The sequence below is a fragment of the Streptomyces sp. NBC_00390 genome (genome assembly GCF_036057275.1).
Classification (GTDB): domain Bacteria; phylum Actinomycetota; class Actinomycetes; order Streptomycetales; family Streptomycetaceae; genus Streptomyces.
The window spans coordinates 5,410,189-5,424,722 of record NZ_CP107945.1 but is presented as its reverse complement, the minus strand read 5'-3'; the positions used below and the strand labels follow the sequence as shown (position 1 = coordinate 5,424,722).

The following is a 14,534-nucleotide window of genomic DNA, read 5'->3' as shown; positions in this document are numbered from 1 at the left end:
GGAGAGATCTCGACGTCCCCTTCGAGGACGGGTACCAACCGCCTGAACTGAAGACGGAGAGACGTTCGGATGCCGCATACCGCGCCGCGCCATCGACCACGCTGGTGGACCGAACTGCTGCTGCTCGCTGTCGTGTACGCCGCGTACTCGGCGGGACGGCTGCTGGCCCGCGGCGATGTGACGACCGCGGTCGACAACGGCCTCGCGATACTCCGGGCCGAGAAGGCACTCCGGCTCAACGCGGAACACCCGCTGAACCGTCTCTTCACCGACGCTCCGGCCCTCGGCATCCCCGCCGACTTCGCCTACGCCACCCTGCACTACCTCGTCACCCCCGCGATCCTCGTCTGGCTCTTCCGCCGCCGTCCCGCCCGCTACCGGGCCGCCCGCACCTGGCTGATGTGCTCCACACTCCTCGGCCTCGCCGGCTTCACACTGATGCCGACCTGCCCTCCCCGACTCCTCGCGGCCGGGCACGGCTTCGTCGACACGATGGCCCAGTACAGCTCGTACGGCTGGTGGGGCGGTGAGGCGAGCGCACCGCGCGGACTGGGCAGCATGACCAACCAGTACGCGGCGATGCCGAGCCTGCACGTCGGCTGGGCGCTGTGGTGCGGAGTGATGCTGTGGCGGCACGGCCGTACGCCGCTGATGAAGACGCTCGCCGTCGCCTACCCACTGCTCACCACGATCGTGGTGATGGGAACCGCCAACCACTACTTCCTGGACGCGGCCGCCGGTGTCGCCGTGATGGGCGGCGGCGCACTGCTGACCAGGCCCGCCATGCGCCTCGCCGACCGGGTGCGGGAGCGCCTGGGAGGCTCCCCCGCACCCTCGAAGTCCCCCGTTGTCGGTGGCGGATGCGACACTTCCGCGGGTGAGCGAATCCCTGGACAGCGGACCTCCTCCGCAGGCGCCGACGACAGCACTCCGGCAGCGGCTCGCTGAGCTGCGCGGCCCCGCCGCGCAGCCCCATCCGCTCGACGCCCGCGCACTGGCCGCGCTCGCCGCCAACCCCGGGTGCAAGCGCCGTGCGCTGCTGGACGGCGCCGGGGTGGACAAGGGAGCGCTCGCCTCCGCACTCGGATCGCCGGCCACATTCGGGCAGTCCCAGTTCGCGTTCATGCGGGGCAATGCCTTCGAGGCCAGGGTCAAGGCCGACGGCGGCCGGGAACTCCTGAAGCTGCTCGGCCTGGAGCGTCCCGCCGAGGTCGCGGTGCCCGAGCTGGCGGCGGCCGGGCCCGAGGGCCGTACGGCCCGTACGGCCCTCGCCCTGCGCGAGGCCACCGCCGCGGGCGGGTGGACACTGCTCGACCATCCGCTGCTCGTCCTGGAGGTGGCGGGCTCGGCTGCCTATCTGGAGCCGGACGCGGTGGTCGTGCACCCCGACGGCCGGTGGACGGTCGTCGAGATCAAGTCCTTCCCGATGATCGACGGCTCGGCGGACGCGGCGAAGGTGGGCGCGGCCGCCCGCCAGGCCGCCGTCTACGTGCTCGCCCTGGAACGGGTCGCGGCGCTGACGGACGGGGCGTCGGTCGCCCACTCCGTGCTGCTGGTGTGCCCCAAGGACTTCTCCAACCTCCCCACCGCCTCCGTGGTGGACGTACGCAAGCAGCTCTCGGTCACCCGGCGCCAGCTGACCCGGCTCACCCGGATCGAGGACATCGCGGCGGCACTGCCCGAGGACCTCAGCTTCGACCTCGAGACCTGCTCGGCCGAGGAGCTGACGACCGCCGTCGAATCCGTCCCGCACGCCTACGCGCCCGAGTGCCTGGCCGCCTGCGAGCTGGCCTTCCACTGCCGTGACCGGGCGCGGGAGGCGGGCGCCGTGGAGACCCTGGGCCGCCCGGTGCGCGGCGAGCTGGGCGGGCTGACCACGGTCGGCGACGTCCTGGCCGCGGCACGCGGCGAGGCGGGCGACCCGGACGATCCGACGGTGGCGGCACTGCGCCGGGCCGCGGCGCTGCGTGCCGAGTCCCTGGAGGCGGCCGCATGTCGCTGATCGCCACACTCGCGCGCCTGGAGGCCGTCGAGTCGGGCCGGGCCCAGCCGCTGGCCACCGTGCGTCACCGCAGGGTGGCCCAGCGGCCGCTGGTCTTCGTACCGCTGACCACGGCGGGCGAGGCGGGCGCACCGCTGGGCGCGCTGGTCGGCACGGACCCCAAGGAGCCGCGGCTGCTGGTCGTGGCCCAGCCGCGCGACCGCGATCTGCGCTCGGCGTTCCTGACGGAGCTCGCCGATGCGGTGCTGCCGTATCTCGACGCGTACGGGGACGACGTCGAACCGGCCGAGCGCTCCGAGACCGACCCGGAGACCGGCAAGAAGGTCAAGGTCGAGGTCGAACTGTGCGCGGACGCACCCCAGTTGATCGTGCCGAGCCGGGCCGGTGTGGAGTTCGTACGGCTGCTCGGCCGCTCGATGCGGTTCCGGCGTACGACCGAGCAGGACCCGGACACGCCCTACCCCGCGCCGCCGCGGGTGCCGCTGCTCGGCCGGTGGCTGACGCACTACGGCGAGCGCGCCCGGGTGCCGGGGTCATCGCTGCTGCTCGCCGCGACCGATCTGCTGGGCCGGCACTGGGCGAGCGGCCAGTCCTCGCTGGAGGACCAGCATCTCGGCGCGCTGCTCGCGTGGGTCGACCCCCCGGAAGGTGAGTCGGGTGCCGAGGCGGCGCTGCGGGCCGAGCTGGGGCGGAACCGGGACGGGCAGCTGCTGTGCCCGCCGGCCGGTCCCGCGACCGACCCGGCGTTCGACAACAGGCTGCTCGCGCCGGCGATGGAGCGCTACGACCTGGCGCGCACGGCACTGGCCGCGGCCCAGGACGGCGAGAGCGCCGACCGGCTCCTCGGCGAGCTCCACCGGGCCGAGGGGGAGGTCCGGCGGCTGATCGCGGGTCAGTTGGAACCCACCTGGCGTGCCGTGTGGCGCGCCGTGGACCTGCTGCGGGAACTGCCCGAGGGTGCCCGCGTCGAGGACCGCTGGACCCGCGACCGGTGGTCGTTCACCGCCCATCGCGACCGGGTACGGGCCGGGGAGCCGCCACAGCCCAGGCGGGACGACGCGGTGACCGCCGCACAGAAGCTCGCCGCCCGGGAGACCGCGCAGGCCCAACTGGAGGCGCAGGAAGCGCTGGACGATCCGCTGGTGCTGGCTGGCCGCCGTCTCGCGGGCGAGGCGTTCGCCTCGGAGGTGACGGAGGTGGTGATGGCCTGGTCGGAGTCGAAGCGGCCGAGCCCCCGACCGCTGGTCACCGTGCGCACGGACGACCACCCTCATCTGGGCGAGCGGGTCAAGGTCTACCGCTCGCTGGACGGCAAGCCGCAGACGGCGCAGTGCGTACGGGCCGACGGCGACGGCACGTTCGTCCTGCAGATCACCGACCGGATGGGGCGCGCCAAGAACCCGGCGGACGGCTCGGTGCCGGACAAGGGCGACCGGATCGTGTGGACCCTGTTCGAGCACGACCAGCGGGGCGGGCCGAAGCTGCCCGACCCGGAGGAGACCCCGTGGACGCACGGCGGCCCGCCGGGCGCGGGCGCCGAGCACCCCGACCTCGCCACCCCGGAGGACCTGCTGTGACCCTCGAAGCGCCGGCCCTCGACCCGGCCTCCGCGGCCGCCCGGGCCACCTCCGGCATCCTGGCGGACACGCTCCACGGCGACGCCCGCGGCGTCGTCGTGGACTCGCCGCCCGGTGCGGGCAAGTCGACACTCGTGGTGCGCACTGCGCTCGAACTGGCCGCTGCGGGGCGGCCCTTGATGGTGGTCGCCCAGACCAACGCCCAGGTCGACGACCTGGTGCTGCGGCTCGCCGAGAAGGAACCGGAGCTGCCGGTCGGGCGGCTGCACTCCAACGACTCCGATCCGTACGACAAGGCACTCGACGGCCTCGACAACGTCCGCAAGTCGTCGAAGGCGGCGGACCTGGCGGGCCTGGACATCGTCATCTCCACGGCCGCGAAATGGGCGCACGTCCAGGGGGTGGAGCCCTGGGGGCACGCGATCGTCGACGAGGCGTACCAGATGCGCTCGGACGCGCTGCTCGCGGTGGCAGGACTCTTCGAACGAGCCCTGTTCGTGGGCGACCCGGGCCAGCTGGACCCGTTCTCGATCGTGGGTTCCGAGCAGTGGGCGGGGCTGTCGTACGACCCGTCGGCGAGTGCGGTCTCCACACTGCTCGCCCACAATCCCGAACTGCCGCAGCACCGGCTGCCGGTCTCCTGGCGGCTCCCGGCGTCGGCGGCACCGCTGGTGTCCGACGCGTTCTACCCGTACACCCCCTTCCGCAGCGGTACGGGTCCGGGCGAGCGGCGGCTGAGCTTCGGCGTCGCCTCGGACGGCTCGGCCCACGACCGGGTGCTCGACGAGGCCGCGGAGTCCGGCTGGGGCCTGCTGGAACTGCCGGCCCGCCACACGCCCCGTACGGACCCGGAGGCGGTGCGGGCGGTGGCGCTGGTGGTGCGCCGCCTGCTGGACCGCGGTGGTGCGGCCTCCACCGGCGACGCGGACCCGACCCCGCTGACCGCGGACCGGATCGCGGTCGGCACGGCCCACCGCGACCAGGCGGCGGCGGTGCGCGCGGCACTGGCGGAACTGGGCGTGTCCGACGTGACGGTGGACACCGCCAACCGCCTCCAGGGCCGGGAGTACGACGTCACGGTGGTGCTGCACCCGCTCTCGGGCCGCCCGGACGCGACGGCGTTCCACCTGGAGACGGGCCGCCTGTGCGTACTCGCGTCACGCCACCGCCATGCGTGCATCGTGGTGTGCCGGGCGGGCGTGAGCGACCTGCTGGACGAACACCCGTCGACGGAGCCGGTCCAGTTGGGCGTCACGGTCAAGTTCCCCGACGGCTGGGAGGCGAACCACGCCGTGCTGGCGCACTTGGAAGAGCACCGGGTGACCTGGCGTCCGTAGGGCCCGCCGCAAGTGACAGGGGAGGCCCCTCACACCTGCTTCACGTCACTTTCGACCCAACACATCTGCCGGCTGGGAGACTTGGCGCGTTTGCCCCGCAGTCAGATGCCGCTCATTCGCGCCGATCGGCGACCCGGGGCAAGATTGAGCGGTGCCAAATGAGTCGGACAAGATTGAGCTGAGCGAACACGAACTTCGTGAGATCGCGGGCTACGCGGCTGATTGTGCGCGCAGGACGCTGTCGATCTTCGAACAGAGTCTTCCTGCTGACACGCGCCCTCGCGATGCCATCGATGCAGCACAGGCTTTCGCTGGGGGCGGCCGGCGCACGGGGGCTCTGCGGCAGAACGCGTGGGCGGCGTACAGAGCGGCGCAAGAAGCCGCTTCACCCGCTGCGGCCGACGCGGCACGAGCGGCAAGCCATGCGGCCGCCGCTGCGTACCTGCATCCCAAGGCAAGCGCTCATCAGGTGAAACACATTCTCGGTGCGGCAGCACATGCGGCAGGAGCCGAAGAGTTGGCATCCGGAGAAGACCAGAGTGTCGCTTCTGCGGGGACCCTTGAATGGGCGCGCCTTCACGCACCGGCAGCGGTCACCGCGGTACTCGGCCGTCTGCCCGCCGCACCTCCCGGCGGCGGGCGCGTGGGAGAGTTCATTCGCGATCTCGACGCCGCACTCCGCGCCTGAGGGCGCTCAGTCGGAAGGGAGGATGCCGCACACCACCTCCAGGTCCGGCAGCGGCTTGCGACCCGGATTCCGGAATCGACGTTCCCACCGCGGCCGTCGCGCCGGCCGCGTCATCGGTTCGACGAGCACCTGTCCTGTCACAGGGCACGCGTGTCGGCACAGCACCCAGCGGCAGACAGAGATGGACTACCGGGTGTCCCGCTCGGGTGGATCAAGCCATTCCGGCACGACCCCTGAGACAAGGTGCTCCACAGCCGGATCACCGGGTCCCAGCCTCAACGCCCAAGCTGCCAGCAGATACAGGATCCCCTCCTGGTCGATCGCCAGGAAGAACTCTCCCCTGCCCGTTTCTCCCACGGGGGAGAACTGACAGCCGAACAGCTCGGAGAGCTCCTCGAACCGTCCTTCCTCCCCCACAGCCAGCTCTGGGTCGACCTCGAACGGCTCGCGCGCACACGTGATTCCAGGACCACTGATGTCCACGCGTAGACCCCCGAACTCCCGAAGAAATTCGTCGGCCGCTGCGTGCCAGGGAAAGTTCCGTAGAGACCGTCTCCAGGGACCGGTCTCCACCTGACGGCCCGGGAACCAGCCGGCCGGGCGGAGAACACGTTCCGCCTCTGGTGAGAATCTGGGCATCTCCCGCCCTAGGTCGTGAAGTTGATGTCGAAGCGCTCCACCAGCACCTTGCAACTGTCGCACTGTCCGACTGCAGGCTCTCGGCACGGTCCGCAGTGGTGTCCGGGCCTTCCGCCGCGACCGTCCGGAACCACAGTCCGAAAGCGCTGACGAGTCCGGCGATCAGTGCGGCGACAGCGACGGCCATTCCTGGCCGGATTTGATGTCTCCCGCCCCCGCGCGCCCCGCAGAACCTGGGGCGGGTGCCGGTGAAGGGCCGCGCCGACACCTGTGCTCAGGGCCGACCCGCCCCCGGATCCGGGTGCTCCGCCCTGCCGGGCCCTCAGTGGGTCACCCGTGGCCGTCTCACAAACTCACGCTCCGTAGCCAGCGCTCGCCAGACAGGCCCGGGTGCCATGCGGACGTGTCCTTCCTCAAACGCCAGGGGGCTCCGCCCGGGTGGATCGAACCAGAATGGCATGAGCCCCGTCAGGATCACCCAACGGGGCTCATGAACCAGATTCGTCAATGCGTGGGACGCATCACACGACTTCCATTTCGAAGCCGTATTGTTCACTTACGGTCCGCGCCAATTCCTCACCACCAATCCGAGGAATTCTGCGCTCCCACCAGCCGCGCCCTCCAGTGACGTTGAATCCGTCGGCCAGAACCGTCTTGAACTGCTCATCGATTCGATACACCTCGGCAAGGAACCATACCGATTCCGAGGTCTCCCGAACCACGACGTCATCGACAATTGACTGCAGGAAGCTGCGGATCGAGATGTCATCCCAGTATTCGAAGATGGTCGACCCGTATCCTTCCCGGCAGTATTCGACGAAATCCGACCATTCTTCGAGCGCCTGATGGGGGGTGGCTGGATGTCGCCGTCCCGCACTCCGAAGAATTTCCACGTAGCGGTCAAGGAACAGCACGTTTCACCTCCAGTCACATTTCGAGGACTACTTCCTGTACTTCATTGTCGAGCGACGGAAGTAGTCGAGCCCATCATCCGGCCGGAAGAAGGTAGATATCGTCCCACTACTGTTGGCGTATCCATAGTATCCGGTGGCCGGGTCGAATCTATGTATTCCACCGCTAGCCGTTTGAACACTGATGGAGCCATCCGGACCCTCACCGTTCATGAAGTCCCTTGCCGCTTCACGATAGGCCTTACGACCACCAAGCATGTTGAATTCGGGCATGTTGATCTTTACGGCCTGCGGCTCGCGCTGACGCCCCCTCTTGAGCCGCACATCGACGCCCTTGACATGCTTGGCGTAGTGAACCCCTGCCGACAAGTCGGAATTGAAGTCCGGCCTGTTGTCCGGGCCACAGTTGTGAACGAGGACCGGAGCCGACCCCACCACCACGTGGTACGTGTGGATGTCCGTGACCGTCAGGTTGCGGACCGTCGCCTGCTGGGTCCAGCGCTTGACCGCGGTGATCTGGACCTTCGTGCCGGCACCGGTGCGCAGCCAGGCCCCGGACTTCAGGTCCGTCGCCTTGATCCACTCACGCAGTTCCGGGACCCAGAACGGGTGTCCGTCGGTCGCCGTGACCTTCGCCGTGGCCTCGCCCTTGTCGCCATCGGTGTCGATGGTGACCTCGACGAGCTTCTTGGAACCCTTGCCGATGATGGTGGCAGCGACGTCCTTGACCGCCGTCTCACCGGTCTTCGGATCCGTCGCGACGACCTTGTCGCCCGGCTTGATGTCCTTGATGGCCTTGGACTTGCCGTCGGCCATCAGGACCTTGGTCTCGGGTGTGAAGCTGTTGACCCGGCAGGATTCGCCTGCGCCGCTGTCGCCGCCTCCACCGCCGTCGCTATCGCTGTCGGCCTTCTTGGCCGCCGCCGCTTCGGCTTCGTCGGCCTTGGCTTTCTTCGCCGCCTTGGCCGCGTCCGCCTGTTTCTTCCAATTGGCCATGTCCTCCGTGTACTTGGCCATGGCCGCCGCGTCGTCGTCCATCCGGCGGATGATGCCGGTGGCCCACTTGACCTCGTCCTCCCACTTCCGGTATGCGCTCCAGGCCTTCTCCAGTGCCTTCAGCAGACGCTTCGCCTTGCCCGCGAACGGGACCGCGGCTTCGAGGGCGAGCATCGCGCAGGTGCCGACGGCTCCGCCCAGACAGTCGACGATGTCGTTGTAGCCGCTGGCCTCCTTCACCGCCTCCTTGGCCACGTGCGCGACCATGTCCATCTTGCTCTGCTGCTTCAGCCACTTGGCGCGCTCCACGTCCTTCTTGCTGACGCTGGGCGTCGGCCTGGACGGGGCCGGCGGGGTGCCGCCGGAGAGCGATGCCATCGCCTTCTTGTACTGGTTCATCGCCCACGTGAAGACGCGGAAGATGCCCCAGAACTGGCCCGACGGGTCGCTGAAGGTGACGGGGCTGTTGTTGGCGTACGCGTACGGGTTCATCGTCTGCGACTCGGCCATGTCCATCATCGGGTCGACCGAGATGAACCGTCCGAGCGCCGGGTCGTACTCACGCGCCCCGAGATGGGTGAGCCCGGTGGACTCGTCCATCGTGCCGCCGACGAACCCCTTCTCACCAGGCCACATCGACGGCTTCTCGCCGCGCGCCTCGCCGAACGGGGTGAACGTGCGCCGGGTGACCGCCTGGGTGGCGGCGTCGACGGACGTGGTCGCCGTTCCGTTGTGGTCGGCGAGCAGGTAGGACGTGCTGATCTTGCCTGCCTGCGCGGTGCGGACCATGGACGGGCCCGCGGGGTGCTGGTAGTAGCGCGTCCCCTTGGAGACGTTGCCGGCCTTGTCGAGCTGCACCTCCGTACCTGGCAGGTACAGCGTGGTGCCGGACGGGTCGCGGCGGATGAGCCGGTTGCCGCCCGCGTCGTAGATGTACTCCGTGGTCTTGGCCTTGTCCCCGGTCCCTTCCGTCACCTTCTCCAGGTGTCCCTCGATGTCCCACTCGAGGTCCTGGGTGTTGCCCTGGACGGTGCGCTTGGTGGTGTTGCCGACCTTGTCGTACTCGAAGCGGTCCTCGCGCTCGCCCTCGGGCCCCTTGGTGTGGACCTTGTCCAGCTTGCTGGTGGTCGAGGGGTCGTCGGCGTACGCGTACGTGCGAGTGACGTCCTTCGACGCGTCACCGGCGACGTCGTGCTCGACCTCGGTCTTGCGGTTTCCGACGGCGTCGAAGGTGTACGACGACCAGTACGCCTCCGGGCCGCCGACCTTCGGCGCGGATCCGGGTCCCGAGCCGCCCGGCTTGGCCGCGCAGTCGTCGGTGGCCGTCCACGCGTCCGTCATACGGCGCAGATAGTCGTAGGCGAAGCACTGCGTGTCGGTCGTGGCCGCGGTCGGGTTGGGTCCCTTGGCGTCCGTGATCTTCAGGATGTTGCCGACCTGGTCATAGGTCGTGCGGAGATCGCTGATCCTGCTCGTTCCGGTCTCGCCGACCTCCTGGTCGTGGACGGTCCGCAACGGGCGGCGGGTCTGCTCGTCGAACTCGCGGCTCGTGATGAGCTGCTTGCCGGCAGGCCCGACACGGGTGCGCAGGAAGTCGCCGAGCGGCGAGTACTCGGTCTTGGCCACGAACGCCTTGCCCGCGACCGCCATCGTGTTGATCTGGTCGAGGCCGTTGTAGCCGACGGTGACCCGCTCGCGGGCCAGGCCGCCCACCTCGGGATGCGTCACCGTCTGCGGCAGACCGACCGTTTTGGTGTACGTGTTGGTGTACTCGTACTCGCCGGCGAGCTTGCCCTCGGAGGCCGGGATGGTGATCTTGGTGCCGAGGGGGCGGTATTCGGTGTCGTACCCGGTGACCGCCTGGGTGTAGGCGTTGCCGTCCTCGTATCGGGTCGCCGAGACCGGCATGCCGAGCGCCCCGGGCAGCTTGTCGAAGACCTGCTCGGTGAGCTTCCTGCCCGTGAGCGCACCCTCGTACGTGGCGATGCCGCGCCCGAGCTTGTCGTACTCGTAGGCGATCGTCTTCGCCGGGTCACGGCCGTCCGTGGTCGTGAGGACGCGGTCGCCCTTGTCGTACGTGGTCTTCGACGTGCCCTTGTCCGGGTCCGTGACCTCGTACGGACGCCCCCGCAGGTCGTACTTGTACGACCACCTGTTGCCGGACTGGTCGGTGACCGACTCCAGCATGCCGCGGCGCTCGTAGGTGTAGTCGATCTTGTCGAAGGCGCCGGTCGGGCCGTCGCCCTTGAACTGCTGGAGCTGGGTCTTGCGGCCCTGCGCGTCGACCAGCGACTTGGTCGGGGTGTCACCCTTCGGCGGGTCGACCGCCACCCAGTCGCCGCCGTACGTGGTCGTCGTCCGCCAGGTCTCCTCGCCGAACTTGCGCGCGATCGAGGCGACCGGACGGCCCTGACCGTCGTACATCATGCGCGTGGAGGCCGGAACCTTGTTGTCGTCCGACGTCCACAGCCCCGGGGACGGGTCCTTGTCGTTGAAGTGGGCCCCGTTCTCCTTCCAGATCAGCCCACGGCTGTCGTAGAACGTGTCGGTGATGACACGGCCGCCGTCGAGGGCCGGCTGCTGGGTCTGCCGCAGGCGCAGGGCACCGTCGTAGATGTCGTAGCCGGTGCGGTAACCCCCGTTCTCCAGCAGCTTTTTGGTGGTGATGACGACCGGGCCGTCGGGACTGACGGTGTAACTGAACTCCGCATCCGGAATCATGGTCGCGGGATTACGGTCCGGCGACCACGACTTCACGAGCCGGCCCAGTGCGTCGTACTGCAGAACGCTGCGCCGCTTGTTCGCGTCCTCCTTGGCGAGGGCGAGGCCGCGGGCCGGGTCCAGTTCGGTCGTGTCCGTGTGGCCCAGGGCGTTCGTGGTGACCGTCTTGGTGACGAGCGCTCCGGACGCCGGGATGTACTCGGTGCCGGTGGTGTTGCCGTAGACATCCGTCGACGACGTGGGGCGGCCGTACGCGTCGAACTTCTGGGACGCGTCCAGCCTGTAGACGGGCTTGCCGTCCTTGTAGTCCGACAGCGACTCGACCTTCACCACGTTGCCGACGGCGTCGTAGTGCATCACCTTGTCGCTGCCGACGTCCGCCGGACGCGCGATGTCCTTCGCGTCACAGGCCTTCGTCAGGCTCTCGACCCGCTTCTGGGCGGAGAACTCCTCGGTGTACTCGTAGCGCAGGCAGGACTCGTCACCCTGCTTGGCCAGGTCGCCGCGGTCCGTGGTGTGCGAGAGCCTTCCCTGGCTGTCGTACTCGTGCTCCACGGCCGTACGGCGCATGCCCCGGTTGTCCGAGAGGACCGTGCGGGAGGCGACCTTGGCGGTGCCGCCCCGCCAGGCCTGCAGGGGCTCGGCCCCGTCGGCCCGCTTACGGGTGGCGGTGGGACCGTCGACCCGCGGCGTGTACAGGGTGGCCGACTGGAGCGGGCCTCCCTCGCCGTCGAAGTACAGCGATTCGCGGACCTGACCGGCGAACAGGCGGTGGTCGGCGACCTTGCCGCCCTCGCTGTCCTCGATCTGCACCGAGCGCTTGTCACCGGCCTTGGCGGACTGCTTGTCGCCGTCCATGCCGCGGAAGTACAGGTTCTCGACCTGCGAGCGCTTGTCCGGTGCGACACCGACGAGGGTGCGGACCTTCGCGTAGCCACGCCACTGCGACCAGGTGCGGGCCTTCTCGCTCAGCAGTTCGCTGTCGTCGTCGTAGGCCCAGGCCGGAGCGCCGAGGTACTGGAAGTTGGTCTCCTTGGTCGGCGAGGTGCCGTTCTTGTCCTCCTCACGGACCTGGTCGACGCGGTGCTTGTGGAACCAGTCGGTCGAGTACTTCTTCTTGATGCCCGTCGGGTCCGTCGGGTCGGGGACCTCGATGATGACCGGGTAGCACCGCAGGGTGTTCGTCTCCGGAGAGGCCGGCAGCTTCTTGGGCGTCTCGGTGGAGCACTCGGTCGGGGCGTACTTGACCGCGATCCGGGCGCCGGTCTCGGTCTGAATGGTCTCCACGCGCCAGCGCAGGAACGGCGGGTTGCCGTCCTCGTCGTTGTCGACGCGGTTCGGGAGCTGCTTGCCCTCGAAGACGACCGGCGGCAGCGAGACCGGGGTGCCGTTCTTTCCGGTGTGCTGGACCGAGTTGAGCCAGAGCGGGTACTCGCCGGCCACGCCGCCGTCACCGGTGGACTTGAAGTCCTGGTTCAGCGTCCAGGTGTCGACGGGCTCGTGCTTGCCCGCCTTGAGGATCTGCGTGGTGACGGCGGTGAGGCGCTTGCGGGTGAAGAACGTCGGCGCATAGCGGTCCTTGCACTCCTTGCCCGCGGCGCACAGCTGGTCGGCCGGGACATCGGGCCAGTTGCGGGTGACCTCCCACTTGGCCTCGGAGGTCAGCTTGGACTCGGCGCAGTCGAACGAGGACGTCTTCAGGCAGCGCTCGGCGACGTCGAAGACGATCTGGGCCGGGGCCGCGGCGAAGAGGTTGTCGTCCCGCAGACCGTACGAGATGCGCTTGAGCCAGCCGCCGCGGTCGTAGCCGCGAGCGGTGGACTTGCCCATCTCGGTGACGTTGGAGCCGTAGTGGTTGCGCTCCTTCTCGTACCAGTACGTCATCGCGTTGCCGCGCGGGTCCACGGCGTAGTCGAGGTTCCAGCGCCAGGCCTGGTCGCAGACCGAGTCGGCGTACGCGGCCTTGTGGCACGGCTCGCCGGAGTGGTTGCCGTACACCGGCACGGTCCAGGTGGAGTTGGTCTCCGCCTTTCCGTCCGCCCAGCCGGTCAGCCGCTCCTTGCCGAAGTAGTACTGCACGCCCTGCATGGTGGTGACGCGCCAGTACTCCTTCTCCGTGTCACCGTTGGCGGCGCCCTTGAGGAGCTCGACACGGGAGCCGTCGTCGTTGGACGGGCGCCACTTCTTGTCCTTGTCGTCCAGGACGAGCTGGGTGGACGAGCCGTTCAGTGACAGCGTCACCATCGGCGGGCCCTGGCACAGGTCACCGGTCGGGTTCTTCGGGTTGTTGTAACCCGAGCCCTCCTTCCGGTCGTTGGAGCAGGGAACGTAGGTGCGCTCGATGTAGTTCGCCCCCGTGTCCCAGCCGTCGCCGACCCAGGAGGCCTGCTGCGAGGAGGCCGAGGACCGGCCGTCGACGCTGGACGAGGAGTAGCTCAGGCCCAGGTTGGGGCCGGGTCCGCCAAGCGACGAGGGGATCTCCATCGGGTACTGCCAGGAGAAGTCGCCCGAGGAGCCACCGCCCTGCCAGGAGCCGGACGGGCTCAGCGAGGTGGCGCGGTAGTCACCGGTGGGACCGGACGGCGCGGCGGTGGCGGCCAGCGCCATCGCGCGAGGGGCGGCCGCTGCCGCACGTGCCGCCGGGGCGGCCGCCTTGGCCTTCGCGGTGGCAGCCGCCGGCGGCGCCTGCACGGTCGCCGTCACGGTGCCCTTGGCCGGGTCATTGGCCGTGGTCACCGGCGTACGCTTCTGGCACTCGGCCTTCTGTGGCGTGGTCAGCGCACAGGCGGGCAGGGCGACGAACGTCAGGCGCGAACCCCAGTTGCCGCCATAGGCGTTGCGGAAGCCCTTGTAGTCCAGCTCCACCGAGACCGGGGCCGGCCCGGACGCCTTGTCGGTGCGCTGCACCTTCAGCAGGACGCCGTCCAGGCCCGCCTTCTGCGCTGCCGTACGGTCCGCCAGCTCGACCTCGGCGGTGACCTGCTGAGGCTTCTCGACCGGGGCGTTCCGGCTCTGCGCCTTCCGGCCCTTCGGTCCGCGCTCCGGGGCGGACAGGCGCACCGGCAGCGAGCCGGCCTTCACCCGCGCGGCATCCTCGACCGGAACGGTGACTTCCGCGGCGCCGGCCTTCGGCCAGACCACCGCGGGATTGCCGTTCCAAGTGCGCTTCGGAATCCGGTTCTTCGCGCCGGTCCCGGCCTTGCCGCCCTTTGCCGGTTTGCCCGGCACATTCACGAGTTTCTGCAGCTCGGGCAGGGAGCCGCCGGCCGCCTGCGCGTCCGGCGTCATCGCCGGAAGTCCGGTCAGCAGCAGAGACGTGGCGAGCGCGGGCAGTGACCAGCGCATTGCCATACGTATTCGTCTGTGGACATAGGTGTGCCCACCCCGTTTTGGCATAGAGATTTCCCCACTCCATCCCCCGTAAATCAAAAACAGTCGTTACAAAGTTACCACCGGGTTCTCACACTTTCCGACGAGGCCACCTGTTATGGGGCGGGGTCGCGTACGTCCGGTCGGGCCTGCTAGAAAGCACGGAGGGGGTGCGCGCTCGCCATTCGTCACACTGAGCGACGGGACGCGATCCGGGGGAAAAGCGGAATGCTCCGCTCCGACATGTTCGTGCGCCGCCCTGCGCCTATTGACCACTGCACGTAAAGAAACGGG

General features: G+C 69.2%; 8 protein-coding genes. 5 read left to right on the top strand and 3 right to left on the bottom strand.

What is annotated here, in order from left to right; genetic code table 11:
- Positions 1-69: 69 nt before the first annotated feature.
- The 5 genes from OHS70_RS23870 to OHS70_RS23850 all read left to right on the top strand — a co-directional run bounded on the left by OHS70_RS23870 (position 70) and on the right by OHS70_RS23850 (position 5,604).
- Positions 70-948 carry a phosphatase PAP2 family protein gene (locus OHS70_RS23870; RefSeq protein WP_328400312.1) on the top strand — a complete coding sequence of 293 codons (879 nt, stop codon included), beginning with the start codon at positions 70-72 and terminating at the stop codon, positions 946-948.
- Positions 878-2,002 (top strand): hypothetical protein, encoded by a 1,125-nt coding sequence (locus OHS70_RS23865; RefSeq protein ID WP_328400310.1) that lies wholly within the window; start codon positions 878-880, stop codon positions 2,000-2,002. Before OHS70_RS23870 ends, OHS70_RS23865 begins: the two co-directional genes overlap by 71 nt.
- Entirely contained in the window at positions 1,993-3,579 is a 1,587-nt protein-coding gene (locus tag OHS70_RS23860; protein WP_328400308.1) for a hypothetical protein, read from the top strand. The genes OHS70_RS23865 and OHS70_RS23860 overlap by 10 nt, the downstream gene beginning before the upstream one ends.
- Entirely contained in the window at positions 3,576-4,916 is a 1,341-nt protein-coding gene (locus OHS70_RS23855; RefSeq protein WP_328400306.1) for an AAA domain-containing protein, read from the top strand. Before OHS70_RS23860 ends, OHS70_RS23855 begins: the two co-directional genes overlap by 4 nt.
- Positions 4,917-5,067: 151 nt before the next feature.
- Positions 5,068-5,604 carry a putative immunity protein gene (locus OHS70_RS23850; protein WP_328400304.1) on the top strand — a complete coding sequence of 179 codons (537 nt, stop codon included), beginning with the start codon at positions 5,068-5,070 and terminating at the stop codon, positions 5,602-5,604.
- A 186-nt stretch (positions 5,605-5,790) separates the two neighbouring features.
- Here the strand turns inward: OHS70_RS23850 and OHS70_RS23845 are convergent, their stop codons facing one another.
- The 3 genes from OHS70_RS23845 to OHS70_RS23835 all read right to left on the bottom strand — a co-directional run bounded on the left by OHS70_RS23845 (position 5,791) and on the right by OHS70_RS23835 (position 14,222).
- Entirely contained in the window at positions 5,791-6,243 is a 453-nt protein-coding gene (locus OHS70_RS23845) for an SUKH-3 domain-containing protein (protein ID WP_328400302.1), read from the bottom strand.
- Between the two features lie 521 nt (positions 6,244-6,764).
- A complete protein-coding gene (locus tag OHS70_RS23840; protein WP_328400300.1) occupies positions 6,765-7,157 on the bottom strand; it encodes a hypothetical protein in 393 nt (130 codons plus the stop codon).
- A 27-nt stretch (positions 7,158-7,184) separates the two neighbouring features.
- Positions 7,185-14,222, bottom strand: a complete 7,038-nt coding sequence (locus OHS70_RS23835) for an RHS repeat-associated core domain-containing protein (RefSeq protein WP_328400298.1) — start codon at positions 14,220-14,222, stop codon at positions 7,185-7,187.
- Positions 14,223-14,534: the final 312 nt, after the last annotated feature.

Bases quoted from the DNA above. Each gene is read 5' to 3' on its own strand.
- OHS70_RS23845 (WP_328400302.1), bottom strand. From the start codon at position 6,243: ATGCCCAGATTCTCACCAGAGGCGGAACGTGTTCTCCGCCCGGCCGGC.
- OHS70_RS23835 (WP_328400298.1), bottom strand. From the start codon at position 14,222: ATGGCAATGCGCTGGTCACTGCCCGCGCTCGCCACGTCTCTGCTGCTG.
- OHS70_RS23860 (WP_328400308.1), top strand. From the start codon at position 1,993: ATGTCGCTGATCGCCACACTCGCGCGCCTGGAGGCCGTCGAGTCGGGC.
- OHS70_RS23870 (WP_328400312.1), top strand. From the start codon at position 70: ATGCCGCATACCGCGCCGCGCCATCGACCACGCTGGTGGACCGAACTG.